26 protein-coding genes are annotated in these 24722 nt (G+C 72.0%); 19 read left to right on the top strand and 7 right to left on the bottom strand.

Going from position 1 to position 24722, the window contains the following annotated elements; translation table 11 throughout:
• Positions 1-90 precede the first annotated feature (90 nt).
• Entirely contained in the window at positions 91-744 is a 654-nt protein-coding gene (locus ACFYY7_RS15705; RefSeq protein ID WP_388661816.1) for an AAA family ATPase, read from the top strand.
• Positions 741-1187, top strand: a complete 447-nt coding sequence (locus ACFYY7_RS15700; protein ID WP_388661814.1) for a hypothetical protein — start codon at positions 741-743, stop codon at positions 1185-1187. The genes ACFYY7_RS15705 and ACFYY7_RS15700 overlap by 4 nt, the downstream gene beginning before the upstream one ends.
• Before the next feature lie 86 nt (positions 1188-1273).
• On the opposite strand, the gene ACFYY7_RS15695 is transcribed toward ACFYY7_RS15700, so the two are convergent.
• Positions 1274-1429, bottom strand: coding sequence for a hypothetical protein (locus ACFYY7_RS15695; RefSeq protein WP_388661812.1), 156 nt, complete (start codon positions 1427-1429; stop codon positions 1274-1276).
• 144 nt (positions 1430-1573) lie between these two features.
• Between ACFYY7_RS15695 and ACFYY7_RS15690 the strand changes: the two genes are divergently transcribed.
• Genes ACFYY7_RS15690 through ACFYY7_RS15680 form a run of 3 tightly spaced genes read left to right on the top strand, consistent with a single transcriptional unit; the run spans position 1574 to position 3716 of the window.
• Positions 1574-2476 (top strand): hypothetical protein, encoded by a 903-nt coding sequence (locus ACFYY7_RS15690; RefSeq protein ID WP_388661810.1) that lies wholly within the window; start codon positions 1574-1576, stop codon positions 2474-2476.
• Entirely contained in the window at positions 2457-3248 is a 792-nt protein-coding gene (locus ACFYY7_RS15685; protein WP_388661809.1) for an SDR family NAD(P)-dependent oxidoreductase, read from the top strand. The genes ACFYY7_RS15690 and ACFYY7_RS15685 overlap by 20 nt, the downstream gene beginning before the upstream one ends.
• Positions 3249-3278: 30 nt before the next feature.
• Positions 3279-3716 (top strand): NUDIX domain-containing protein, encoded by a 438-nt coding sequence (locus tag ACFYY7_RS15680; protein ID WP_388661807.1) that lies wholly within the window; start codon positions 3279-3281, stop codon positions 3714-3716.
• Between the two features lie 561 nt (positions 3717-4277).
• Here the strand turns inward: ACFYY7_RS15680 and ACFYY7_RS15675 are convergent.
• The gene (locus ACFYY7_RS15675) at positions 4278-5039 is read right to left on the bottom strand and encodes a phosphoglyceromutase (protein ID WP_382930084.1); all 762 of its coding nucleotides are present in this window, start codon (positions 5037-5039) and stop codon (positions 4278-4280) included.
• A 203-nt stretch (positions 5040-5242) separates the two neighbouring features.
• Here ACFYY7_RS15675 and ACFYY7_RS15670 point away from each other — a divergent pair, with 203 nt between their 5' ends.
• Positions 5243-6562, top strand: a complete 1320-nt coding sequence (locus ACFYY7_RS15670) for an MDR family MFS transporter (protein ID WP_388661805.1) — start codon at positions 5243-5245, stop codon at positions 6560-6562.
• Between the two features lie 130 nt (positions 6563-6692).
• Here the strand turns inward: ACFYY7_RS15670 and ACFYY7_RS15665 are convergent, their stop codons facing one another.
• Both ACFYY7_RS15665 and phoU read right to left on the bottom strand, forming a co-directional pair.
• The gene (locus ACFYY7_RS15665) at positions 6693-6842 is read right to left on the bottom strand and encodes a hypothetical protein (RefSeq protein ID WP_388661803.1); all 150 of its coding nucleotides are present in this window, start codon (positions 6840-6842) and stop codon (positions 6693-6695) included.
• A 236-nt stretch (positions 6843-7078) separates the two neighbouring features.
• Entirely contained in the window at positions 7079-7756 is a 678-nt protein-coding gene (phoU, locus tag ACFYY7_RS15660; RefSeq protein ID WP_351258455.1) for a phosphate signaling complex protein PhoU, read from the bottom strand.
• Positions 7757-7954: 198 nt separating this feature from the next.
• Here phoU and ACFYY7_RS15655 point away from each other — a divergent pair, with 198 nt between their 5' ends.
• Entirely contained in the window at positions 7955-9232 is a 1278-nt protein-coding gene (locus tag ACFYY7_RS15655) for a cell wall metabolism sensor histidine kinase WalK (RefSeq protein WP_266730866.1), read from the top strand.
• Positions 9229-9909, top strand: coding sequence for a response regulator transcription factor (locus ACFYY7_RS15650; protein ID WP_072487966.1), 681 nt, complete (start codon positions 9229-9231; stop codon positions 9907-9909). Before ACFYY7_RS15655 ends, ACFYY7_RS15650 begins: the two co-directional genes overlap by 4 nt.
• Positions 9910-10044: 135 nt before the next feature.
• Here ACFYY7_RS15650 and ACFYY7_RS15645 read toward each other — a convergent pair whose 3' ends face one another.
• Entirely contained in the window at positions 10045-10683 is a 639-nt protein-coding gene (locus ACFYY7_RS15645; protein WP_388661801.1) for a DUF461 domain-containing protein, read from the bottom strand.
• 640 nt (positions 10684-11323) lie between these two features.
• Between ACFYY7_RS15645 and ACFYY7_RS15640 the strand changes: the two genes are divergently transcribed.
• From ACFYY7_RS15640 to ACFYY7_RS15590, 11 genes are all read left to right on the top strand, one after another.
• Entirely contained in the window at positions 11324-11806 is a 483-nt protein-coding gene (locus ACFYY7_RS15640) for a CarD family transcriptional regulator (RefSeq protein ID WP_006380568.1), read from the top strand.
• Between the two features lie 375 nt (positions 11807-12181).
• A complete protein-coding gene (ispD, locus tag ACFYY7_RS15635) occupies positions 12182-12928 on the top strand; it encodes a 2-C-methyl-D-erythritol 4-phosphate cytidylyltransferase (protein ID WP_388661799.1) in 747 nt (248 codons plus the stop codon).
• Between the two features lie 7 nt (positions 12929-12935).
• Positions 12936-13460 (top strand): 2-C-methyl-D-erythritol 2,4-cyclodiphosphate synthase, encoded by a 525-nt coding sequence (ispF, locus tag ACFYY7_RS15630; protein WP_358941247.1) that lies wholly within the window; start codon positions 12936-12938, stop codon positions 13458-13460.
• Positions 13461-13573: 113 nt separating this feature from the next.
• A complete protein-coding gene (locus ACFYY7_RS15625) occupies positions 13574-14158 on the top strand; it encodes a GNAT family N-acetyltransferase (protein ID WP_388661797.1) in 585 nt (194 codons plus the stop codon).
• Positions 14159-14189: 31 nt separating this feature from the next.
• Complete coding sequence (locus ACFYY7_RS15620; protein WP_388661795.1) at positions 14190-15719, top strand: ABC transporter substrate-binding protein; 1530 nt, start codon at positions 14190-14192, stop codon at positions 15717-15719.
• A 4-nt stretch (positions 15720-15723) separates the two neighbouring features.
• Positions 15724-17445, top strand: a complete 1722-nt coding sequence (locus tag ACFYY7_RS15615; protein ID WP_388661793.1) for an ABC transporter permease subunit — start codon at positions 15724-15726, stop codon at positions 17443-17445.
• 4 nt (positions 17446-17449) lie between these two features.
• On the top strand, positions 17450-18739 hold the full coding sequence (locus ACFYY7_RS15610; RefSeq protein WP_388661791.1) for an MDR family MFS transporter: 1290 nt from the start codon (positions 17450-17452) through the stop codon (positions 18737-18739).
• Positions 18736-19140, top strand: coding sequence for a PPOX class F420-dependent oxidoreductase (locus ACFYY7_RS15605; RefSeq protein WP_388661789.1), 405 nt, complete (start codon positions 18736-18738; stop codon positions 19138-19140). The genes ACFYY7_RS15610 and ACFYY7_RS15605 overlap by 4 nt, the downstream gene beginning before the upstream one ends.
• 83 nt (positions 19141-19223) lie before the next feature.
• On the top strand, positions 19224-20627 hold the full coding sequence (cysS, locus tag ACFYY7_RS15600; protein WP_388661787.1) for a cysteine--tRNA ligase: 1404 nt from the start codon (positions 19224-19226) through the stop codon (positions 20625-20627).
• A gap of 85 nt (positions 20628-20712) precedes the next feature.
• Positions 20713-21669: a 23S rRNA (guanosine(2251)-2'-O)-methyltransferase RlmB gene (gene rlmB / locus ACFYY7_RS15595; RefSeq protein ID WP_266730848.1), complete on the top strand. Its 957-nt coding sequence runs from the start codon at positions 20713-20715 to the stop codon at positions 21667-21669.
• 118 nt (positions 21670-21787) lie between these two features.
• The gene (locus tag ACFYY7_RS15590; RefSeq protein WP_388661785.1) at positions 21788-23425 is read left to right on the top strand and encodes a DoxX family membrane protein; all 1638 of its coding nucleotides are present in this window, start codon (positions 21788-21790) and stop codon (positions 23423-23425) included.
• Between the two features lie 78 nt (positions 23426-23503).
• Here the strand turns inward: ACFYY7_RS15590 and ACFYY7_RS15585 are convergent, their stop codons facing one another.
• Together ACFYY7_RS15585 and ACFYY7_RS15580 are read right to left on the bottom strand one after the other, a co-directional pair.
• The gene (locus ACFYY7_RS15585) at positions 23504-24214 is read right to left on the bottom strand and encodes an NDP-sugar synthase (RefSeq protein WP_388661783.1); all 711 of its coding nucleotides are present in this window, start codon (positions 24212-24214) and stop codon (positions 23504-23506) included.
• Positions 24215-24248: 34 nt separating this feature from the next.
• Complete coding sequence (locus tag ACFYY7_RS15580) at positions 24249-24662, bottom strand: hypothetical protein (RefSeq protein WP_351258467.1); 414 nt, start codon at positions 24660-24662, stop codon at positions 24249-24251.
• Between the last annotated feature and the right edge of the window lie 60 nt (positions 24663-24722).

The raw sequence follows: 24722 nt of genomic DNA, 5'->3' as shown, positions 1-24722 counted from the left end.
TCGGTTCCGTCCTTGCGCGGGCCGGTGCTCGGGGTCACGGTAGCGCCGACGCCGACGGCGGACACGGAACCCACGCGATACGTTCGCCCCGTGACAGCGACAACATGGGACATATTGCTGATCGGTGGGGCTTCGGGCGTCGGCAAGAGCCGGGTGGCGGCCCAATTGGCCGGTGTATCGGCGGAGTCGAAGGGGTTCTTGGTCGAGTTCGACGACGTGGTCAGCGCCGTCGAGGCCATGACGACGCCCGAACACCACCCCGCACTCCACCACTTCGACTCCGTCCCCGACACGGCGCGCCTCACCGTCGACCAGGTACTGGACCTCCAGATCGCCACCGCCAGGGCCCTCGAACCCGCGGTGCTCGGCGTGGTCCGCAACCGCCTGACCGTCGACGTCCCCGCCGTGATCGAGGGCGACTACCTCACCCCGGCCGCCGCGGCGGAGGCGATCCGTGAGGGACGGGCGGCCGGCCGCCGGGTGCGGGCGGTGTTCCTGCACGAACAGGACCCGGAACAGATCCTCGCCAACTACGCGGCCAGGGAACCCGGCAGCGGCGAACAGCGGCACCGGGCGCAGGTCAGCGCCGCGTACTCGCACTGGCTCGCCCGGCAGGCCTCCCGGCACGGACTGCCGGTGGTCGAATGCCGCCCCTGGGACGGCCTCGCGGGGCGGTTGGAGAAGGCGCTGGGGGATACGACGGGGGCGGTGTTGTCACACCCCGTCCCTACGCTCGGACCATGAGCGTTTCCATCTACTACAGCGCCCGCCGGGCACAGCCGCTGACGGGCGCCGAGTCGGCAGCCGTCGAGCGTGTGGTCGCCGCGCGCGCTCAGTCGTTCCCGTACGACGACGAGGAGAGCCTGTATCTGTACGACGTCGACGGCCAGATCGTCACCGGGTCCACGAAACTGCCGATCGACCCCGACCGGTGGCTGCCGGTCATCGTCCATGTGCTCGACTCCGTCACCGAGTTGCGCCGTGCGGTCGGGGATGCGCAGTGGCACGTCCACACCGACGACGTCGACGTCCCGTGGGACGAGACGGAGGGATACGCCCTGCCGGGTATGCGGGACCCGGAACTCATGGCCGAACCCGGCGGCCTCTGCGACAGCCCCGACGAACAGGGCGGGTGCGGGGGAGGGGGTGCGTCCGGCGTTCGCGGTGCGTCAGGCACTGGCTGTTGATTTGGGCGTCGGTGACCGTCATCGAGCGGCCTGGGAGGCATGGCCGAAGGGGCGCAACCGCTGAGAGCGACGACGCTGGGAGAGAGTCAGCCTCCGGCGCGTGCCGCCCGCTCACGCAATTCCTGAGCCTCGGGAAAATCGCTGTGACGGCGGAGGCGTACGCGCATGTCCTGGAGAGCGGCCTGGACCTTCACCGAGCGGATGCCGTCGGCGCAGTCGAGGAAGTCGCGCCAGGTGGCCATGGCTCCGTCGATGTCGCCTTGCCGTAACCGGACGCCGCCGAGGTCGGCGAGGACGATGGCTCGCGTACGGCGGCGATCGCGCTACCAGGCAGGCAGCTCCTCGCCTACGAGGACGTCTTCGCCACCGGCCGGTGCGCGCTGCTCATGGGCGACGTGATCGCCCTCGCCGACCGCGATCCGGCCGTGCAGCCCCGCTTGGACCGCCTCGTGGACGGTGTCTGTGCCGACCTGCGGGCGGCGGCCGAGGAGACGGGGGAGGGCGTGCCGCTTGCCGAGTGCGTCCCGGACCTCTACCTCGACCGCATCCGTCCCGGTGGCCGGCTGGACTGCTGGTACCTGCGCCGCGACCTGCCGATCGCTCTGCCCCACACCGATACGACCCTCACCCTCCAGGAGCTGGCCGACTTCATCCTCATCGCCAACGGCAGGCAGCTGACGTTGAACGTTGCCGACACCATCGACAGCCTCCGCCGCGTCCTTGCTCCCGACCACCGCCGGCTCGCCGGTCTGACGCAAGGCGATCCCACCGAACCGAACATCGCAGACCCGCTGTGCTGGCTCGACTTCGAGTTCGCCGGCCGCAACACCGTCGAGGGCGAGGCCGCCAACCTGCTCTGGTACCTGATGGCCCTGGGCGGCTGGCTCGTCCCCCGCTACCAGTCCGACGTGTACGCCCGCACCCTTCGTCGCGCCCTGCCGCCCCTGGCCCGTCCGCGCATTGAGCACCTGGAACTGCACCAGAACAGTCGGCACATCGACGTCCGGTACTCCTGGAACACCGGCCCCGGCCGCAGTGCGGCCATCACCCGTGCCCTGGACGGTCTTCGTGGGGAGACCGGCAGCGGCCTGGAGGAGATCCGTGCCTTGCTCGCCCTGCGCATCCGCGGAGTCATCCCGGCCTCCCGGCTGACCGGACACGACCTCCTGCTCGTACTGATCAAGCTCGCCGAGAGCCAGGACCCGCGCACGACGCTCGACGCCTTCTTCGCCACCGCACCGGCCCCCCGTCCTGGTGAACGGAGCAGCAATGTCCCTTCCTCTGCTTGAGACCCCTCTCCGGACCCGGCCGCTCCAGGGCCGCAACGCCCTTGTCACCGGCGGGGCCACCGGCATCGGTGCTGAGATCGGGCGGGCGCTTGCCGCCGCCGGAGCGACCGTCGCGGTCAACCACCTCGGTCAAGACCCCGACGCCCACGCCCTCCTCGCTGCCTTCGAGCGCGCGGGCAGCCCCGGGATCGCGCTGAACGCCGACCTGACCGATCTGGGTGCCGTCCAGACCATGGCCGACCTCGTCCGCGCAGAGATCGGACCCGCCGACATTCTGGTGAACAATGCCGGCTCCTACCCCCACGTCGCCTGGCAGGACACCGACGAGACCGCCTGGAACTACTCCCTCGACGTCAACCTCACTGCCCACTACCGCACCTGCCACGCGTTCACCCCCAGCATGGTCGAACGCCGCTGGGGCCGCATCGTGAACATCGGCAGCGTCAACGCCCGCGTCGGCCGGACGAACCTCGTCGCGTACAGCACCGCGAAGGCCGGACTGCTGGGCTTGACCCGCTCTCTCGCCCGCGAACTGGGCCCGTACGGGATCTGCGTCAACACGGTCATGCCCGGGGCCATCCAGGTCGAGGCCGAGAACACCATCCCCGCCCGCCACCGTGCGCGGCCGGAGGACCGGATCGGGCGCCAATGCGTCCCGCGCCGTGGCCGGCCCGAGGACGTCGCGGCCCTGGTCGCGTTCCTGGTGGGTCCCTCCGCCTCGTTCATCACGGGGCAGTCCGTCCACGTCGACGGCGGCTGGCTGCTGCACTGAGACCGCCAACAAGCAAGGAGACAAACCGAAATGATCGAACGAGTCCGCGCCGTCCTCGTCACGGCTGACGACACGATGCTGGTCATCCGCCGCACCAGGCCCGGCATCCCCAAGTACTGGGTCCTGCCTGGCGGCGGCGTCGAACCCGGCGACGAGTCCCGGGAGGCCGCCCTCCACCGGGAGATCCACGAGGAGATTGCGGGGAAGGCCGACATCATTCGCCTCCTCCACACGATGGAGTCCGACGACGAGCGCCAGCTCTTCTACCTCGCCCGCATCGAAACCTGGTCCTTCGACGACCGCACCGGTCCCGAGTTCAGCGCCGAAGGCCGAGGCGAATACGCGCTGGAGGAGATCCCGCTGACCGAGGAGGGGCTCGACGGCATCGACCTCAAGCCCGAGGAGATCGCGCACGTCCTACGAGGAGCTATCAGCAGCGGAAGCCTCGGAGGCGCGACAGCGCTCTGAGCCTTCGAGCATCAACACACCACCGGGGCCGGCACCGAGATGCGCCGGCCCTGGCGGCGTTTCCGTGCACTGTTGGCTTGGCACCGCGTTGATATCGGAAGGACTTGGCGGAGTGCCGGGGCGGCACCGCGCGGTGGTCACGTCTGGTGCACCTCGCTGAACGAGGCGGCGCGGAAACCGGATCTGGCCCTCGGCCGGAGTCATCCCGATCCCTGAGGCCGGCTCTCCGCACGTCGAGTCATGCGAGAACGGCATGCACGCGATGCGGCACTTCCATGCGTCGGTGCTGCCGGCCGCCGGAGAGACATCAAGGCGCTCGCTGCATGTGCAGCACCCGATCCCGACCGTTCTCGCGCGTGACTCGCTCATCGGGCGAACTGCATCACGCCGGTAGCGATGGCTACCAGTAGGCCCCCTCCCGCAAGCCAGACCTGCCACCTCTCGGCACTGGTCCACCCACGGGGCTCGTCCTTCCCTCCCACGGCCCACAGACGGCCCAGCGCACCCAAAAGCCCCCCACCGCGCGGAAAACCCGCAGGTGGGGGGCTACTTCAGCTCTGCTTACTTCTTCTTGCCCTGGTTCTTCACGGCCTCGATGGCGGCCTTCGCCGCGTCCGGGTCGAGGTACGTGCCGCCCGGCTTCAGGGGGCGGAAGTCGGCGTCCAGCTCGTAGACGAGCGGGATGCCGGTCGGGATGTTCAGGCCCGCGATGTCGGCGTCGGAGATGCCGTCGAGGTGCTTGACCAGGGCCCGGAGGCTGTTGCCGTGGGCGGCGACCAGGACGGTCCGGCCGTCGAGCAGGTCCGGCACGATGTCGTCGTACCAGTACGGCAGCATGCGGGTGACGACGTCCTTGAGGCACTCGGTGCGCGGGCGCAGCTCCGGCGGGATCGTCGCGTAGCGCGGGTCGTCGCTCTGCGAGAACTCGGTGCCGTCCTCGAGGGCGGGCGGCGGGGTGTCGTAGGAGCGGCGCCAGAGCATGAACTGCTCCTCGCCGAACTCGGCGAGCGTCTGGGCCTTGTCCTTGCCCTGCAGGGCGCCGTAGTGGCGCTCGTTCAGCCGCCAGGAGCGGTGGACCGGGATCCAGTGGCGGTCCGCGGACTCCAGCGCGAGCTGCGCGGTGCGGATGGCGCGCTTCTGGAGGGAGGTGTGCAGGACATCGGGGAGCAGACCGGCGTCCTTGAGCAGCTCACCGCCGCGGACTGCCTCCTTCTCGCCCTTCTCCGTGAGATTGACGTCCACCCAGCCGGTGAACAGGTTCTTCGCGTTCCATTCGCTCTCGCCGTGGCGGAGGAGGATCAGCTTGTACGGTGCGTCGGCCATGGGCCCGAGCGTAATCGAACCCGTACGAGCCCCGCGCGGCCGGTCACAGGGCGGACAGGGGGAGCGGATGGTAGGCGGGGCGGGACGATTGACGGTCGGCGTCAATTGACTGGCGTACCGGAATCCGGGATTCGTAATGTTCGGACAGTCGTCGGGACTCTTACCGGCGGTGTCCGTTCCGTACGTCCCTGGGGGGATGCCGCATGTCTGTCGCCGGTCTCAGACGGGCCGCACACGAATCCGTGTCCGGCCTCCCCAGGCAGTTCTGGTGGCTGTGGACGAGCACGCTGGTCAACCGGCTCGGAGCGTTCGTCGCCACGTTCATGGCGCTGTACCTGACCCTGGACCGGGGCTACTCGGCGTCGTACGCCGGGCTGGTCGCCGCGCTGCACGGGCTCGGCGGGGTGGTCTCCTCGCTCGGGGCGGGGGTGATGACCGACCGGCTCGGCCGCCGGCCCACGATGCTCATCGCGCAGACCTCGACGGCCGTGTCCGTGGCCGTGCTCGGGTTCATGGTCCACCCGGTGGCGATCGCGGCGGTCGCCTTCTTCGTCGGCATGGCCAGCAACGCGTCGCGGCCCGCAGTGCAGGCGATGATGGCCGACATCGTCCGGCCCGAGGACCGGGTGCGGGCCTTCTCGCTCAATTACTGGGCCATCAACCTGGGCTTCGCCGTCTCGTCGGCCGGGGCCGGGTTCGTCGCCGAGTACAGCTATCTCGCGGGGTTCCTCGGCGAGGCCGCGATGACGTTGTTCTGCGCCGTCGTCGTCTTCCTGAAGGTGCCGGAGTCGCGGCCGGACAAGCCGGTGGTGGCCGGGCTCCCGGTCGACGACGGTGCGGACGAGGTCCGGCTCTCCACCGTGCTGCGCGACGGCCGGTTCATGAGCGTCGTCGGGCTGTCCTTCGTCATCGCGCTGATCTTCCAGCAGGGGTACGTGGGGCTGCCGGTGGCCATGGGGACGGACGGGTTCTCCAGCTCCGACTTCGGTACCGCGGTCGCCGTCAACGGGGTGCTGATCGTGGTGCTCCAGATCCCCGTCACCCGCTTCATCCAGCACCGCGACCCGCGCCGGCTGCTCGTCGTGTCGTCGCTGCTGGCGGGGTACGGATTCGGGCTGACCGCGTTCGCCGGGTCGGTCGCCGTCTACGCGCTGACCATCTGCGTCTGGACGGTCGCCGAGATCGTCAACTCGCCGATCCAGAGCAGCCTGGTCGTCCGGCTGTCGCCGGCCCGGGGCCGGGGCCGCTACCAGGGCATGTACACGATGTCGTGGTCCGCGGCCGCGCTGATCGCGCCGCTGATGTCGGGCCTGGTGATCGACCGCTTCGGGGCGCAGTGGCTGTGGGGCGCGTGCGCGGTCCTGGGGACCGGGGCCGCGCTGGGCTACTGGCTGCTGATGCGGAACCTGCCGGGGGCGGAAGGGGCGGCCCCGGCGCCCGAGGGCGGCAGGCGGGTGGCGGGGAGCGGCGGGGGCTCCTCGGCGGGTACGAAGGCCGAGCCCGCCGTGGAGCGGACGGGCTGAGGCGGTTTCACGCCGCGCGGAACCCGGCCCGACCTGAGCCACCCCCCGTCGCCGTGTCCGTGCACCGCGGCGCCCCGCGCGGAGCGTTCCGTCTCCGCGCGGGGCGTACTCGGCATCGCGTGGCAGCAGGTCAGCCGCTGCAGCCACCGCACTGGCACGGGGCTCCGGACTGGCAGCCGCAGCCGCAGCCCGAGCCGCAGCCGCAGGCGCCGAGCAGGGTCAGGTGCACCACTTCGGCGGGTGCCTCCTGCCGAGGGTCGGTCGTGGGGGAATCGGCCATGGTTCCTCCTCAATGCGTACGACAGGGCCGTACGGCGCGAAGAAGCGCGTACGACCGGGGCGTACGGACAAGGCGTGCCGCCCCACCCCATTGCATGCCCAACCCGGCGGGCGCATCAACGGCGCACACACGCAGAAACATTTGTGCGACCCGATGCGCCCGCGCACGCCCGTACGCGCCCAGGCTGCGCGCTCCGGTCGGGCGTCCCGGTCACGCGCTCCGGTCGGCCACCTCGGTCACGCGCCCTCCACCGGCGTCTGCTGCTGGATCTCGTCGGCGTGCTCGCCCGTCACCAGGTACACGACCCGCTTGGCGACCGACACCGCGTGGTCCGCGAAGCGCTCGTAGTAGCGGCCGAGCAACGTCACGTCCACGGCCGTCTCGATGCCGTGCTTCCAGCGGTCGTCCATCAGGTGCTGGAACAGCGTGCGGTGCAGCAGGTCCATCTCGTCGTCGTCCTGCTCCAGCTGGAGCGCGAGGTCGACGTCCTTGGTGATGATCACCTCGGCGGCCTTGGCCATCAGGCGCTGCGCCAGCTGCCCCATCTCCAGGATGGTGGCGTGCAGGTCGTTCGGGACCGCCGAGTGCGGGAACCGCAGCCGGGCCAGCTTGGCGACGTGCTGGGCGAGGTCGCCGGAGCGCTCCAGGTCGGCGCTCATCCGCAGAGAGGTGACCACGATGCGCAGGTCCGTCGCCACGGGCTGCTGCCGCGCGAGCAGGGCGATGGCCCGCGCCTCCAGGTCGTGCTGAAGGTCGTCGACCTTCTGGTCCGCGGCGATCACGCTCTCCGCGAGCTTGAGATCGGCATCGAGCATGGACGTCGTCGCCCGGCCGATCGCCGACCCGACGAGGCGGGCCATCTCGACCAGCCCTTCTCCGATCGAGTCGAGTTCCTCGTGGTACGCGTCACGCATGGAAGTCCCTCTCCAGTCCTCTGTGTAAGGCCGGGGCACGGTTCGAACCCCACGCTGCCACCCTGAGTGGCGTACGCGTCGGCTTCCGGCCGCCCAAGTGAACCAACCCTTGCCCCTCGGTGAACTCTGGGCGACGAGTGTTCGGACAGGCACTCGGATGGCTGGGAGAGTGCTCCGACACCCGCATAACCTTGACGTATGGACGTGAACGCGGCAGTCGCCGCAGCTGCGGCGATCGGCGGTGCGTGTACCGGCGTGATCGCCATGCTTGCGTTCCGCTGGAGCGAGCGCGACCAGAAGAAGCCGACGCGGACCTCCATGCGGCCCGACAGCAACGCACCTCTGCCGCCCGGGGTGGACACTGTCCTGTCCGTGCTCAGCTCCTCGGCGGTCGTGCTCGACGAGAGCGACAGCGTGGTCAAGGCCAGCTCCGCCGCCTATGCGCTGGGACTGGTCAGGGGCGGGCGGCTCGCCGTCGACGCGATGCTGAACATGGCCAGGGACACCCGCCGCGACGGCGAGATACGGCAGGTGGAACTGGACCTTCCGCGGCGCGGTACGGGCCGCGGCGAGGCCCTCGCGGTCTCCGCCCGCGTCGCGCCGCTCGGTTCCCGGCTGGTGCTCCTGCTGGTCGAGGACCTCACCGAGGCCCGCCGGATAGAGGCGGTACGGCGCGACTTCGTCGCCAACGTCAGCCATGAACTCAAGACCCCGGTCGGCGCGCTCTCGCTGCTCTCCGAGGCCGTGATGGACGCCTCCGACGACCCGGAGGCGGTGGAACGCTTCGCGGGCCGGATGCAGATCGAGGCGACCCGGCTGACCAACCTCGTCCAGGAGATCATCGACCTCTCGCGGGTGCAGAACGACGACCCGCTGGAGGACGCCGAACCGGTCCGGGTGGACGAGCTGGTGGCCGAGGCCATCGACCGCTGCCGCCAGCAGGCCGGCTCCAAGCAGATCACCATGGCGGCGGGCGGTACCGCGGAGCTCCGTATCTGGGGCAACCGCGGCCAGCTCGCCGCGGCGCTCGGCAATCTCGTCGAGAACGCCGTCAACTACAGTCCCGCCCGCACCCGAGTGGGCATCGCCGCCAGGCGACTGTCCGTGCCCGGCGGGGACCAGATCGAGATAGCCGTGACCGATCAGGGCATCGGCATCTCGGAGAAGGACCGCGAGCGGGTCTTCGAGCGCTTCTACCGCGTCGACCCGGCCCGCTCACGGGCCACCGGTGGCACCGGCCTCGGCCTCGCCATCGTCAAGCACGTGGCCGCCTCGCACGGCGGGGAGGTCACGGTCTGGAGCTCGGAGGGCCAGGGCTCCACCTTCACCCTGCGGCTGCCCGAAGCGGGCTCCGTACGGGAACGGGACCGCAGCTCGGGCGGAACGCCCGTCGTCAACGGCGACGAGGGCGGCCCCCATGGACCCGCCCACCCCGACACCCTTGAACCATTCCCTGCCCCGGAGGTCCTTCCGTGACCCGAGTGCTCGTCGTCGAGGATGAGGAATCCTTCAGCGACGCCCTGTCCTACATGCTCCGCAAGGAAGGCTTCGAGGTCGCCATCGCGGCCACGGGCCCGGACGGGCTTGACGAGTTCGAGCGCAACGGCGCCGACCTCGTCCTGCTCGACCTGATGCTGCCGGGCCTGCCCGGCACGGAGGTCTGCCGTCAGCTGCGCAGCAGGTCCAATGTCCCCGTGATCATGGTCACGGCGAAAGACAGCGAGATCGACAAGGTGGTCGGCCTGGAAATAGGAGCCGACGACTACGTGACCAAGCCGTTCTCCTCGCGGGAGCTGGTCGCCCGCATCCGCGCGGTGCTGCGCCGCCGCGGCGAGCCGGAGGAGGTCACCCCGGCCGCCCTGGAGGCGGGCCCGGTGCGGATGGACGTGGACCGTCACGTCGTCACCGTCGCCGGCGGCAAGGTCGACCTCCCGCTCAAGGAGTTCGACCTGCTGGAGATGCTGCTGCGCAACGCGGGCCGGGTGCTGACCCGCATGCAGCTGATCGACCGGGTGTGGGGCGCGGACTACGTGGGTGACACCAAGACCCTCGACGTCCATGTCAAGCGCCTGCGCGCCAAGATCGAGCCCGACCCGGGCGCACCGCGCTTCCTGGTGACGGTGCGCGGCCTGGGGTACAAGTTCGAGCCGTAGACCGCCTGATGTGCCGACGGCGGAGGGCGCCCCCCGGATGGGAGGCGCCCTCCGCCGTTCCGTTCGCGGGTGTCCGCGCGGCGCTGTCGTTACGTGGCCGGCGGGCCGGCGGGCCGGTCGGCCGGCGGTCGCAGGTCAGTCGGTCTGCGTGTCCGCGCCGTTCTCCGGCTCCGAGGCGCTGTCGCCCTCCGACCCGGCGGCGGGGGCCGTGGCGGAACCGGTCGGCGTGGCCTCCGCCGACTTCTCCGGGGTCTCGGGCAGCGTGCTCGGTCCGTAGCCCGTGAAGTAGCTCTTCGCCGGCACGACGAACGCGCCGAGCGGGACCTCGCCCGCCGAGCTGAACTTGAAGACGACCTGCTGCACGTTGCCCGCCTGGGCGGCCTCGCTGCCGTCCTCGATGACGGCGGAGGCGTTGCCCTCGCCGCCCAGGAGCACCGAGCCGCCGGCCGGGACGACGACCGGGCCGGCGCCCTTGGCGGCGTGCAGCTGGACCGAGGTGCTCGAACCCGGCAGCGTGATGGCTTCCAGGGTCTGCGGCTTCGTGCCGTTGTTGAACAGCGTCGCGGCGACGACGGCCGGGCCCTGGGCAGTGAGCTCGGGCTGGGTGACGACGTTCGCGTTCTGGATGCTGATGTCACCGATGGTGGTGGCAGCAGTGTCCGGCCTGACCTTGAGCGTCGCGGCGTCATTGCCCGCGCCGCACGCGGCGAGCGAGGCGATCGAGAACACGATGGCTGTGGCGGCGAGAGCGCCGTGTCGAAGGCTGCGGCTCACGGCGGCGGCAACTCCTTGAACGTTCGGACTGCGGACGGGTGGGGAGCGACGTAAAGCCGCCCTAAGGGTGTGTCAGCGGCCTTAGGCTACCGAGCCGCCCGCCCGGCCCCGCACCCGACCCGCCCCTGAGGACGATCTCGGTCGCCCCGGCGCTCGCGGGCACTTCCCGCGGTCATACCGTTCGGCGGCCCGCTTCCGGCAAAGGTTTGCGGGCCCGGCAGCCGCCGAAACGGCCCGCCACATGCCGTTCACATATCGCCGGTGATCAATTCATGGAGTGTGGCGCATTCCGTGCGCATAACCGATCACGCCGCACCGTTGATCAATTCCATTGATCAACGCCACTTACATCCGTACGGGTGATCGATCCCCGAACGGAGTACGGAAAGTTCACCATCCGGAACCCGGCAAAACGGGACGTTCATCACCTTCGGAGGGTGGTTCGGATGCGTGCGACGTGTGCGTTTCGTCCCGCCCGCACAACGGCTCCGACCTGCGAATTCCACCCCCGGTGAGCCTTCCGCAGCACGTGCGTGTCGCTGTTGTCAAGCCCCGAGATATGCCCTGACCTGCGAAAACGCCATTCAGGAGAAGCAGTTCTCGTGTTACTCTTGATAGCCACGGAAGGGGTACCTGTCACATGACGTTCAAGGTTGGCGACACCGTGGTCTATCCCCATCACGGGGCCGCGCTGATCGAGGCTATCGAAACTCGCCAGATCAAAGGCGTGGACAAGACCTACTTGGTGCTCAAGGTCGCCCAGGGCGACTTGACGGTTCGTGTGCCGGCGGACAATGCGGAGTTCGTGGGTGTGCGCGACGTAGTCGGGCAGGAGGGGCTGGACCGGGTCTTCGAGGTGCTTCGCGCGCCGTACGCAGAAGAGCCGACGAACTGGTCCCGGCGCTACAAGGCAAATCTCGAGAAGCTCGCCTCCGGCGATGTCATCAAGGTCGCCGAAGTGGTTCGCGACCTGTGGCGTCGTGAGCGCGAGCGTGGACTCTCCGCAGGTGAGAAGCGCATGCTCGCCAAGGCTCGCCAGATTCTGGTGAGCGAGCTCGCTCTCGCGGAGAACACGAACGAAGACAAGGCCGAGGCTCTGCTCGACGAGGTTCTCGCGTCCTGAACCGGCTCGCGCCGGTCGTAATCAATGTGCCGCGGTGCCCGCTGACAACCGTATTCACGGTATGTCGTCGGGCGCCGCGGCATGTCCGGTTTCAGCCATGGCATGGCTGGATACGGCCGCGGTGTGGCCGAATTTCTGGCGCAGCCTGTCCGGATTACGTCCCGACGCACCGATGCGTTGGCTTCATCGGTGATACCCCCGATACGTTGCTCGCGATCTTGCGCAGCCGATCCCGAGCGCCGGTGCGGCTTGTCCGACTTCGACCGGGTGTCACGGAAAGGGCCCCGTCGAGTCAGGGCACGGCGCCCGGCTCGCTTGTGGCCATACCCACGTCGGCTGTGGAAACAAACATGCCGAAGCTCCGGAGTGCAATCGATGTCTGATCAATCGCGTCCGTACCGCACGGCCGCCGTGATTCCCGCAGCCGGCCGCGGCGTACGGCTCGGTCCGGGCGCCCCCAAGGCGCTCCGCGCGCTGGGCGGTACACCCATGCTCATCCACGCGGTACGGGCCATGGCGGCGTCCCGTGCCGTCTCCCTGGTCGTGGTCGTCGCGCCGCCGGACGGCGCCCACGAGGTCAAGAACCTGCTCGACGAGCACGCCCTGCCCGAGCGCACCGACTACCTCGTGGTGCCCGGCGGCGACACCCGCCAGGATTCGGTGCGGCTCGGCGTCGACGCGCTGCCCGAGGACATCTCTGTCGTCCTCGTCCACGACGCGGCGCGCCCGCTGGTGCCCGTCGACACGGTGGACGCGGTGATCGAGGCGGTACGGGACGGGGCGCCCGCCGTCGTCCCCGCGCTGCCGCTGGCCGACACCGTCAAGGAGGTCGAGCCCGGGGCGCCGGGGGAGCCGGAGCCGGTGCTCGGGACGCCCGTGCGGGCCAGGCTGCGTGCCGTGCAGACCCCGCAGGGCTTCGACCGCGACACGCTCGTGCGGGCGCACGGGGCCGTCGCCGTCAGCGGCGAGGGCGCGACGGACGACGCGGGCATGGTGGAGCAGCTCGGGGCGCCCGTGGTGGTCGTACCCGGGCACGAGGAGGCGTTCAAGGTGACCCGGCCGCTGGATCTGGTGCTGGCCGAGGCGGTACTCGCACGCAGGAGGGCGAACGATGGCTTCTGAGGAAACGATGAGGCGTGAGGGAGCTGCGGTGGACTCCGCGGAACGGACCGGGCCCGTGATCCCGCAGGTCGGGATCGGCACCGACATCCACGCCTTCGAGGAGGGCCGCGAGCTGTGGTGCGCGGGGCTGCTCTGGGAGGGCGAGGGGCCGGGGCTGGCCGGGCACTCCGACGCCGATGTCGTCGCGCACGCCGCGTGCAACGCGCTCTTCTCGGCCGCCGGGCTCGGAGACCTCGGGCAGCACTTCGGCACCGGGCGGCCCGAGTGGTCCGGCGCCGCCGGGGTGACCCTGCTGACCGAGGCGGCCAGGATCGTGCGGGCCGGGGGTTTCGAGATCGGCAATGTCGCCGTCCAGGTCGTCGGCGTACGGCCGAAGATCGGCAAGCGGCGCGACGAGGCACAGAAGGTGCTGTCGGCCGCCGTCGGGGCGCCCGTCTCGCTCTCCGCGGCCACCTCCGACGGGCTCGGCTTCACCGGCCGGGGCGAGGGAATCGCCGGGATCGCGACCGCGCTGGTCTACCGCACCGGCTGAGCCCGTACGGCCCTGACCTGCCGGGACCTCCGGGGCCCCGGCCTTGTTGCACATCGCTTGCACGTACGCTGGGGCGGCAAGCGATGTGTCGTACGAGGACGGTGGGCTCGCGGATGAGCACGACGACGGTGGCGCCGGTACGGGCCGGAGCCGACGGGTACGTACTGCGCACCGCCACCCCCGCCGATCTCGGCGGTGCGCGGGCCGTGATGCTCGACACCGTCTACCGCGACCTGAAGTCCGGTTACGTACCGCGCTGGCACGCCGACATCATCGACCCCGAGGCCGCCTACCTGCGCCCGGACCGCTGCACCCTGCTGGTCGTCGAGCGCGACGGCGAGATCGTCGCTACCGGCGCGGTGCGCGACCGGGGGCCCCAGGCGCCGCCCAATCCGCAGTGGGTCGCGGACCGCTTCCCGTCCGGCACCACCGCCCAGCTCTGCCGGATCTACGTCGCGCCCGGCCACCGCAGGCACGGCCTGGCCCGGCGGCTGGTGCGCGAGCTGTGCGACTTCGTCGCGGCGGCCGGCGGCTACGAGGCGATCTACCTGCACACCGACCCGGCCGTGCCCGGCGCCGAGCCGTTCTGGCGGTCGCTGGCGGACGAGGTGTGCGACGAGCGCGCGCTGCCGGGCGGCGGCCAGGGCATCGTCCACTTCGAACTGCCGATGCCGGTGCCCGCCACCCCTGCCCGGTAAATGACAATCGTTTTCATATAAGGTCACTGTCATGCCCACTTCCCGACGCCGTCGCCCCGCGCTGCCGCTGACGCTCTCCGCGGCCGCCCTCCTCGTCCCGCTCGCCACCGCCTGCTCGTCCTCCGGCGGCTCCGACGGCTCCGGCTCCTCGGCGGACGGGCAGCGGCTCCGGGTCGCCATGGCCTTCCCGCCCGCCCAGGCCATGTCCCCCTACGGCGACGACGCCGTCACCCTCAGCCGCCTCTCCGTGATCGAGGGCCTCACCACGCTCGACAGGAACGGCGACGCCAAGCCCGCGCTCGCCACCTCCTGGAAGCGCGACAACGACCGCACGTGGAGCTTCACCCTGCGCGACGCCGTCTTCCAGGACGGCCGGAAGCTGGAGTCGCCCGCCGTCGCGCGCTCGCTGCGCGCCGCCGAGGAGGCGTCCCCCAGGCCCCGGGTCCTCAGCGACACCCGCCTCGACGTCACCACGCCGGACGCCAGGACCGTACGGATATCCACCCGGACCCCCGACCCGCTGCTGCCCCAGCGGCTGGCCAACCCGTCGCTCACGATCCTGTCCGAGGGCGCGTACAAGGACGGCAAGGTGAACCCCGCCGGGCACGCCACCGGCCCCTTCACCCTGACCGAGGTCAACGGCGCGGTCAGCGCGACCCTCCAGCGCAACGACAGCTACTGGGGCGCCAGGGCCAAGGCCCCCGGCGTCGACGTGAAGTTCGTCGCCGACGGCACCGCACGCGCCAACGCCCTGCGCACCGAGGCCGTCGACGTCGCCGAGTACGTCCCCATCTCGCAGGCATCCCTCCTCGGCGACGGGCTCGTCCACGAATTCCCCTCCGCCCGCACCAACGGCCTCTCCCTCAACACCCGCCACGGGGTCTTCGCCGACCCGGCGATGCGCGCCGCCGCCCGCGAGGCCATCGACTCCAAGGCCCTGGTCGAGGCCGTCTACGAAGGCCGCGCCGACACCGCGAAGGGCCTCCTCGGTCCCGGCGTGCCCTGGGCCGCCGCCGACCGAACCGCCCCCACGAACCGGGCGAAGGCCGCAGGCAAGGCCGAGGTGGCGAAGACGAAGCAGATCGTCCTCGCCACGTACACCAACCGGCCCGAGCTGCCCGAGGTCGCCACAGTCGTCCAGCAGCAGCTCACCGCGCGCGGCTTCACCGTCAAGCAGGTCGTACGCGACTACGCCCAGCTGGAGGCCGACGCCCTGGCGGGCAAGTACGACGCGTTCATCCAGGCCCGCAACACCCTCCTGGACACCGCGGACCCGGTCTCCTACCTCGCGTCCGACTTCACCTGCGACGGCAGCTTCAACATCTCCCAGCTCTGCGACGAGCGCGTCGACGCCGCCGTGGACAAGGCCGCCGGACTCGCCGGCACCGAAGCCCGCCACCGCGCCGAGATGAACGCCGAGGCCGGCATCCTCGGCACCGACGCCCTCGTACCGCTGCTCCACGAACGCTTCGTCCAGGGCTACGACGACAGCCGCGTCCACGGCGTCTCGCTCGACCCGATGGAACGCACCCTGATCACCGCCGACACCCGCGTCGGGTGACCTGGTGAAGCACCTGGCGGGGCGGCTCGGCACGCTCCTCGCGGTCCTCGCCGTCATCGGGCTGCTGCCCCGGCTGACCCGGACCGACCCGGCGCTCACGATCCTGCACGCCCGGTACGCCGACCGGCCGCCCACCCCCGAGACCCTCGACGCGATCCGCGCCGAGACCGGGCTCGACGGCGGCGCCGGGCACGTCCTGGGCAGCTGGCTGGGCGGGCTGCTCCACGGCGACCTCGGCACCTCCTGGGTCTCCGGACAGCCCGTCGCGCCCGACGTGACGGCCGCGCTCGGCGTCTCCCTGACCCTGATGGGCCTCTCGCTCGCCGTCGCCCTGCTGCTGGCCGCCGCGCTCTGCGCGGGCACGCTGCGGCGCGGGGCGCGGCGCCGGATCGTCACCGCGCGGGCCGGGGTGAGCGCCGCCGTCCTCGCCGCGCTGCCGGAGTTCCTGCTCGCCGCCGTCCTGGCCGCCGTCGTCGCCGTACAGCTGGGCTGGCTCCCGGCGCTCGGCTGGGGCGCGCCCGAGCAGACGGTGCTGCCCGCGCTCGCCATGGGCGTCCCGGCGGGCGCCCTGCTCGGCCGGCTGCTGGACGACGCGCTGCCCGCCGCGTTCGCCGAACCGTGGGCGCGGGCCGCCGCGTCGGGCGGACTGCCCGGACGGCGCATCGCGGGGCACGCCCTGCGCCGCACCCTGCCCGGACTGCTGCCGCAGCTCGGTCTGGTCGTCGTCGGCCTCACCGGCGGCGCCGTCGCCGTCGAGACGCTGTACGCCGTGCCGGGGCTCGGCGGCACGGCGCTGGCCGCGGCCCTCGCGCAGGACCTCCCGGTCCTCCAGGCCTGCGTACTGCTCCTGCTGCTCCTCGGCGTCGTCGCGGGCGTCGCGGCCCGCCTCGCCGCCCGCGCCCTGCTGGGGCCCGCTCTGTCCGACGGGGCCCTCCCGGCGCTGGTGCCCCCGGCCCTGCCCGCCCGCCGGCTGCTCACCGCCGGTGCGGTGGCGCTCGCCCTGCTCTTCGCGGCCGTGACCGTCGCCGGGCTGCTGCGCGACCCGCTGCACGTCGACGCCGCGGCCCGCCTCGCCGGTCCGTCCGCCGCGCACCCCTTCGGCACGGACTCCCTGGGCCGCGACGTGCTGGCCCGCCTCGGCCACGGAGCGGCCCGCACGGTGCTGACCGCGACCGCCGTCTCCGCCGTGACGCTGCTGCTCGGCCTGGCCCTCGGAGCGGTACGGGCCGGGGCGCTCACCGAGACCGCCAACGCGCTCCCGGCGATCCTGAGCGGCCTGGTCGTCGCGGGCATCGCGGGCCCCGGCCCCCTGGGCGCCGCCGTCGCCGTGGCGGCCGTCGCCTGGGCGCCGCTCGCCGCCCACACCTCGGCCCTGTACGCCCAGGAGCGCGCCGCACCGCACATCGCGGCGGCCCGCTCGATGGGCGCCGGGCGGTGGCACGTGGCCCGGCGCCACCTGCTGCCCGCCGTCGTGCCCCCGGTCCTGCGCCACGCGGTCCTGCGGATCCCGGCCGTCGCGCTGGCCCTCGCCTCGCTCGGCTTCCTCGGCCTGGGTGCCCAGGCACCGGCGCCGGAGTGGGGCCGGATGCTGTCGGAGAACCTGCCGTACGCGGAACGGGCCCCCTGGTCCGTACTGGCCCCCGCCGCCGCGCTCGCCGCCCTGGGCGCGCTGGCCGTCCTCACGGCGGCGGCGGTCCGGGGCCACGCGGGAAGACCGGCGGAGTGACCCCGTGACCACCGGACCCACCATCCGGCCCACCACGAGAGGCACCCCCTACCTCCGCCTCCTCACCGCCACCCAGTTCGCCTTCAACATCGGCTTCTACGCCGTACTGCCCTACCTCGCCACCCACCTCGGCACCGGCCTGGGCATGGCCGGCTGGCTCGTCGGGCTCGTCCTCGGCCTGCGCACCTTCAGCCAGCAGGGCCTCTTCGTCGTCGGCGGCGCCCTCACCGACCGGTACGGGCCCCGCCCCGTCGTCCTCACCGGCTGCGTCCTGCGGATCGCCGGTTTCGGCTGGCTCGCCTTCGCCGGGTCCACCGCGAGCGTCATCGCCGCGGTGGTCCTGATCGGATTCGCCGCCGCGCTGTTCTCGCCCGCCGTGGAGTCCGAGACCGCCCGCGAGTCCGTCCGGTACGAGCAGGACACCGGAACCCCGCGCGCCCAGGTGCTCGCCGTGTTCTCCGCCGCCGGACAGGCCGGTGCGTTCATCGGGCCGCTGCTCGGCTCGCTGCTCCTGATGCTCGGCGCCGGATTCCGGGCGGCCTGCCTCGCCGGTGCGCTGGTCTTCGTCGGCGTCCTCGCCGGACACGCCCGGCTGATGCCGCGCCGGGCTCCCGTCACCCGGACGGCCGAGTCCCGGCACTCCCTTCGCGAGGTGTTCGGCAACCGTCCCTTCCTCCTGCTCTGCCTCGCGTACAGCAGCTACCTGATCGCGTACAACCAGCTCTACCTCTCGCTGCCGGCCGAGGTGGAGGAGGCCACCGGCGGGCAGACCGCGCTCGGCTGGCTGTTCGCGCTCTCCTCGCTCCTGGTCGTCTGCGCCCAGCTGCCCCTGACCCGCTGGTCCGCCCGCCGCGTCGCCCCGCGCACCGCGCTCGTCACCGGCCTGGTGACCGTCGCCGCCGGGTTCGCCGCCGTACCGCTCACCCCCGGCGGCCCCGCCGGACTGCTGCCCGCCGCCACCCTCGTCGTCACTCTGACCCTCGGGCAGATGCTGCTGGTCCCGGCCGCGCGCGGCCTCGTCCCGGACCTCGTCGACGACCGGCGGCTCGGGCTCGCCACCGGGGCGCTCTCCTCCGTCTCCGGGCTCGCCGTGCTCGGCGGCAGCGCCGCCACCGGGGCGCTGCTCCAGGCGCCGGGCCCGGTCCGCTGGGCGGCGCTCGCCGCCGTGCCGCTGGCGGGCGGAGCACTGGCCCTGACCCTTCCGGTGGGCAGGAGCGGGAAGCGGGAGCGCCGGGACGCGGTTGGGGTACGGGTAGAGGCACCCACCGATCCCACTGGAGGACGTACGCCATGACCGCCGCACTCTCCGAAGAACTCAAGGCGCTTCTCGACACCCCCGTCTTCGTCACCGTCGCCACCATCCAGCCCGACGGCAGCCCCCAGGTCTCCCCGGTCTGGGTCAGGCGCGACGGCGACGACGTGCTCATCTCGACGACGGTCGGCCGCCGCAAGGAGAAGAACCTGCGCCGCGACCCGCGGGTCACCGTCGTCGTGCAGCCCTTCGCCTCCCCGTACACGTACGCCGAGATCCGCGGCACCGCCGCTCTGACCACCGAGGGCGGCCGGGAACTCATCGACGAGCTGTCCCGGAAGTACACCGGCAAGGAGTACGCGGACTTCAACCCCGCCTCCGTCGACGACGCCGAGCGCGTGGTCGTCCGGATCACCCCGCGCAAGGTCGTCGGAAGCATCTGACGGACCCCCGCCGCGACAAACTCGTTCCCCCGCGATCCCCAAGGGGTCGCGGGGCACTGGTGCGCGCCCACTACCCTTGAGGCGTGACTATTCGCCTGTACGACACCAGCGCCCGGCAGATCCGTGACTTCGTACCGCTCACAGCGGGCTGTGTCTCGATCTACCTCTGTGGCGCGACCGTCCAGGCCGCCCCGCACATCGGGCACATCCGGTCCGGGCTGAACTTCGACATCATGCGCCGCTGGTTCCAGTACCGCGGCTACGACGTCACGTTCATCCGGAACGTCACCGACATCGACGACAAGATCATCGCGAAGTCGGCGGAGCAGGGCCGGCCGTGGTGGGCCATCGGCTACGAGAACGAGCGGGCGTTCAACGCCGGTTACGACGCGCTCGGCTGCCTCCCGGTCACCTACGAGCCCCGCGCCACCGGCCACGTCCCCGAGATGATCGAGATGATGCGGGGCCTGATCGAACGCGGTCACGCCTACGCGGCCGACGGCAACGTCTACTTCGACGTGCGCTCGTTCCCCGGCTACCTGGAGCTCTCCAACCAGGACCTGGACGATCTGCGCCAGCCGTCCGGCGACGGCGAGACGGGCAAGCGCGACCAGCGCGACTTCGCCATGTGGAAGGCGACCAAGCCGGGCGAGCCCAGCTGGGAGACCCCGTGGGGCCGCGGCCGCCCCGGCTGGCACCTGGAGTGCTCCGCCATGGCGCACAAGTACCTCGGCACCGCCTTCGACATCCACGGCGGCGGCATCGACCTGATCTTCCCGCACCACGAGAACGAGATCGCCCAGGCCAAGGCGTACGGCGACGAGTTCGCGAAGTACTGGGTGCACAACGGCTGGGTCACCATGTCCGGCGAGAAGATGTCGAAGTCGCTGGGCAACTCCGTGCTGGTCAGCGAGATGGTCAAGGCGTGGCGCCCGATCGTGCTGCGCTACTACCTCGGCACCCCGCACTACCGGTCGATGATCGAGTACAGCGAGGAGGCCCTGCGCGAGGCCGAGTCCGCGTTCGCGCGGATCGAGGGCTTCGTCCAGCGCGTCACCGAGAAGGCGGGCGAGACGGTCGAGCCCGCCGCCGAGGTGCCGCCGGCCTTCGCCGAGGCGATGGACGACGACCTGGGCGTCCCGCAGGCGCTCGCGATCGTCCACACCACGGTCCGCCAGGGCAACTCCGCGCTGGCCGCCGACGACAAGGAAGCCGCCGTCGCCCGGCTCGCGGAGGTCCGTGCGATGCTCGGCGTCCTCGGCCTCGACCCGCTCGACGAGCACTGGGCGGGCGAGAGCGACCGCGGCGACGATCTGCACGGGGTCGTCGACACGCTCGTACGGCTCGTCCTGGACCAGCGCCAGTCGGCCCGCGAGCGCAAGGACTGGCCCGCCGCCGACGCCATCCGCGACCAGCTCAACCAGTCCGGACTCGTCATCGAGGACAGTCCCACCGGACCGCGGTGGACACTCGGCCCGCGCCAGTAGTCCCCACCGTGTGCCGCCCGGCGTTCCGGGCGGCACACTTCACTTATACGTACGCATGTCTGAGAAGCAACGAAACAGGTAGGTCATGGCCGGGAACAGCCAGCGCAGGAACCGCCGCACGTCCAACAAGAAGGGCATGCAGGTCGGCAGCGGCGGGCAGCGACGCCGTGGCCTGGAGGGCAAGGGCCCGACGCCGCCCGCCTCCGCCCGCAAGGGACACAAGAAGAACCGGGTCGCCAACGCCCAGGCCAAGCAGGCCGCGGCCCGCCGCCCCGCGCCCCGGCGCGGCGGCGTCAAGGGCACGTCCGAGATGGTCGTCGGCCGCAACCCCGTCTACGAGGCCCTGCGCGACGGCGTCCCGGCGACGACCCTGTACGTCCAGCAGTACATCGACAACGACGAGCGGGTCCGCGAGGCGCTCCAGCTCGCCGGCGCGCGCGGCAACATCAACCTGATGGAGGCCCCGCGCCCCGAGCTGGACCGGATGACGAACGGTCTGAACCACCAGGGCCTCGTCCTCCAGGTCCCGCCGTACGAGTACGCGCACCCGGAGGACCTCACCGCCGCCGCGTACGACAACGGCGAGGACCCGCTGATCGTCGCCCTCGACGGCGTCACCGACCCGCGCAACCTGGGCGCCATCGTCCGCTCCGTCTCCGCCTTCGGCGGCCACGGCGTGGTCGTGCCCGAGCGGCGCGCGGCCGGGATGACGGCGGGCGCCTGGAAGTCCTCGGCGGGCACGGCGGCCCGTACGCCGGTCTCCCGGGTGACCAACCTGACCCGCGCCCTTGAGGGCTACCAGAAGGCCGGCCTCACGGTCGTGGGCCTGGCCGCCGACGGCGAGCACACCGTCGAGGACCTGGAGGAGCTCGCCGGGCCCGTCGTCATCGTCATCGGCAGCGAGGGCAAGGGCCTCGGCCGCCTCGTCGGCGAGACCTGCGACTACCGGGTCCGCATCTCGATGCCGGGCGGCGCGGAGTCGCTGAACGCGGGCGTCGCGGCCGGGATCGTGCTGTACGAGGTCGCGCGGCGCCGGGCCTGAGAAGTCCACCCGGCCGGGGGGCGGCCAGGCGGAGCCTCCCCCGGCCGGAGCCCATTGACGGGCCTCGGACACATCGGGCCCGTCAAGGCAGTGTCCTAAACACAGATCACTCGGTTAGATGAGTGTGGACACCAGAACGCCTCGGTTCGACGAACAACCCGCCCTGAGCATGACCAAGGTGGACTGCGACCCTGCGCAGGTCATCGTCAACCACGCCAGCTTCCGGGTGCAGCTCGCCCCCGGCCAGCGCCCGCGGCTGCGCGGTCCGGCCCCCGCCGGCGCGCCCAGGATCCCCGCCATGAGCGGCGCAGGAGCGGCCCGCGGCAGGCGCTCGCCCGTCGTGTGGAGCGGCAGGTCCGCCCCCGGCGACCCCGGCGCCACCGGGCTCCTCCAGGCCGTACGGAACTCCACCGCGGGCCGCCCGGCCCCGGCCGGGTACGACGCCTACGCCCCCTACGCGGCCCCGGAGCGCGACGGCGGACCCGGCACGGCCGGCACCCAGGTCATCGACCTCCTCGAAGAGACCCAGCCCAACCCCGTCATCACCGCCCCCCACCAGCCGGGCGGCTACGGCAACGGGCCGCTGCTGCCGCCCATGCGCAGGGCGGTCGGCGCCTACGACACCGACGACGGCGCGCCGTACGCCGCGCCGTACGCACAGGACGCGTACGACGACGAGGGCGGGTTCGACGAGGAGTCCGACACCCGGAGCGGGCGCCGGAGCAGCGACCCGGTCCGGCACGCCTACTACCCCGACCGCCGGATGAACCTGGGCGTCGTCCTCCTCCCGCTCCGGGTCTTCCTCGGCTTCATCTCCATCTACGCCGGCATGGGCAAGCTCTGCGACCCCGTCTACTTCGACGGCGGCGACCGCGGCTCCATGGTCAAGTGGCTGACCTCGCTGCACCCCTGGGAGCTGGCCGGGCCGCTGCGCGACTTCGCGCTCTCCCACCCCGTCGGCGCCGGACTCACCGTCGCCTTCCTCCAGGTCGTCGTCGGCGTCCTCACCGTCCTCGGCCTCTGGCAGCGCGTCGCCGCCTCGTTCGGCGCGCTGCTGTCCGCCGCCCTGCTGGTCACGGTGAGCTGGCGCACCGTCGCCGCCTATGACGCGCCCGACATCATCTACCTCGCTGCCTGGAGCCCGCTGATCATCGCGGGCGCGCCCGTCTACTCCGTCGACGCACGGCTCGCCGGGGAGGCCTGGCGCAGGCTCGGCCCGCGCTCGGAGATCTGGGACCTGCGCCGCCGGGTGCTGCGCCGGGGCGCCGTCGTCGCCTCCGTGGTCGTCGGTCTCACCCTGCTGGTGGGCTCCGTGCTCGGCGGCGCGGTCCGCTCCTCCGAGGTCGTCACCGTGCCCGGCCCGAACACCGACCCGACCAACCAGCTCCCCGGCTCCCCGCTCCCGGACGAGTCCCGCGGCGGCCGGGCCTCGCACACCCCGGACGGCCGGCGCCCCGTCCCCTCCCGGAGCAGCGCCGCCACGACGCCCTCCACCGCGCCGTCCACGCCCGCCGCGGGCACCGTCCGCGAGTCCGGGCAGGCGGCCGGTGCCGGCCAGCCCAGCCAGACGCAGGGCACCGGGCAGCAGGCCCCGCAGCAGACGGCCCCGCAGCCGCCGCCGTCCAGCAGCTCCGGCCCGTCGTCCTCCGGCTCCACCGGTACGGGCGGCGGCTCGACCGGCGGCTCGGACAGCGGCGGCTCCACCGGCGGCGCGTCCGGCGGCGGGAAGAACCCCATCGGCGGCCTGCTCGGCTGAGCCACGGCCCCGGCACACGGCGAAAGGGGCGGTCACCGGCTTCGCACCGGTGACCGCCCCTTCGCCATGCGCCGGCGGTCAGCTTCCGTCGAGCTCCTTGGCGGCCTCGGTGAGGTCCTTCGCCGTGTCGATGGCCCGCCAGTACGCCCCGTGCGGCAGCGGGTACCCGGCGAGCCTGCGCTCGCGGGCCAGCCGGGGGAACGTCGTCCGCTCGTGGTCGCCCCGGTCCGGCAGCAGCGTCGTGAACTCCGGGGAGAAGACGTACACCCCGGCGTTGATCAGATACGGCGAGGGCGGCGACTCGATGAAGTCGGTGATGTGCCCGAACGCGTCCGTCTCCACGGCACCCCACGGGATGCGGGGACGGGCCAGGGCCAGCGTGGCGGTCGCATCGCGCTCGGCGTGGAACGCGGCCATCTCGCGCAGGGAGAAGCGCGTCCAGATGTCGCCGTTGGTGGCGTACCAGGGCTGCTCGGGGTCGGGCAGCCGGGTGGCGGCGTACTTCAGCCCGCCGCCGCGGCCCAGCGGCTCGGACTCCACGACGGTCGTCACGCGCAGCGGCAGCACCGCCGAGTCCAGCCACTCCTGCAGCACCTCGGCCAGATGACCGCACGACACCACGGCGTCGGTCACGCCTTCGGCGGCCAGCCAGGAAAGCTGATGGCCGATGATCGGAGTCCCGGTGCCCGGGATCTCGACCATCGGCTTGGGGCGGTCGTCGGTGTACGGGCGCAGCCGCGACCCCTGGCCACCTGCCAGGACAACGGCCTGCGTCGGATACGTATGCATGCCAGGCACGATATGCGGTGCCCGGAGCGGCCGGTCAGCTGAACCGGGCGACGCCCGAGGCGAAGGACGTGTCGCAGACGGGGCGCGAGAACCGGTGGGCGTGGGTGGGGCCGTACTTCTCGACGGCGGCGCGGCCCAGAGCCTTGGCGATCGACATGCAGTGCCGGGCGAGCGAGGGACGGCCCTCGACGGAGCGCTGGAGGTCGGTGAGCGCGACCGCCGGGTCCTTCTCCCGGAGCTCCACGAGCAGCCGGTCGCGGAGGGCGTCCTGCGGAGTGCGCGCCTTGGCGCGCTTGGAGATGTCGTGGGCCGACGCGGTCAGGACCTGCGGCTCGGAGCCGTGCGCTGCCCACGGCACGCTGGTGACGGCGAGGGTCCCGGAGAGGACCATCACGACGGGCAGTACGAAGGCGAGGGATCGGCCGATGCGGCGCGCAGTGTGGGTCACGCAGCGAGCGTAGCGGGCAGTGATGATATGGCGACAATTCGTCACCCTTGAGGGGGATGG

The organism is Streptomyces sp. NPDC001933 (genome assembly GCF_042890955.1).
In the GTDB taxonomy this organism is placed as follows: Bacteria; Actinomycetota; Actinomycetes; order Streptomycetales; family Streptomycetaceae; genus Streptomyces.
The sequence above is the reverse complement of the archived record's forward strand: the minus strand, read 5'-3'. Positions and strand labels throughout refer to the sequence as shown.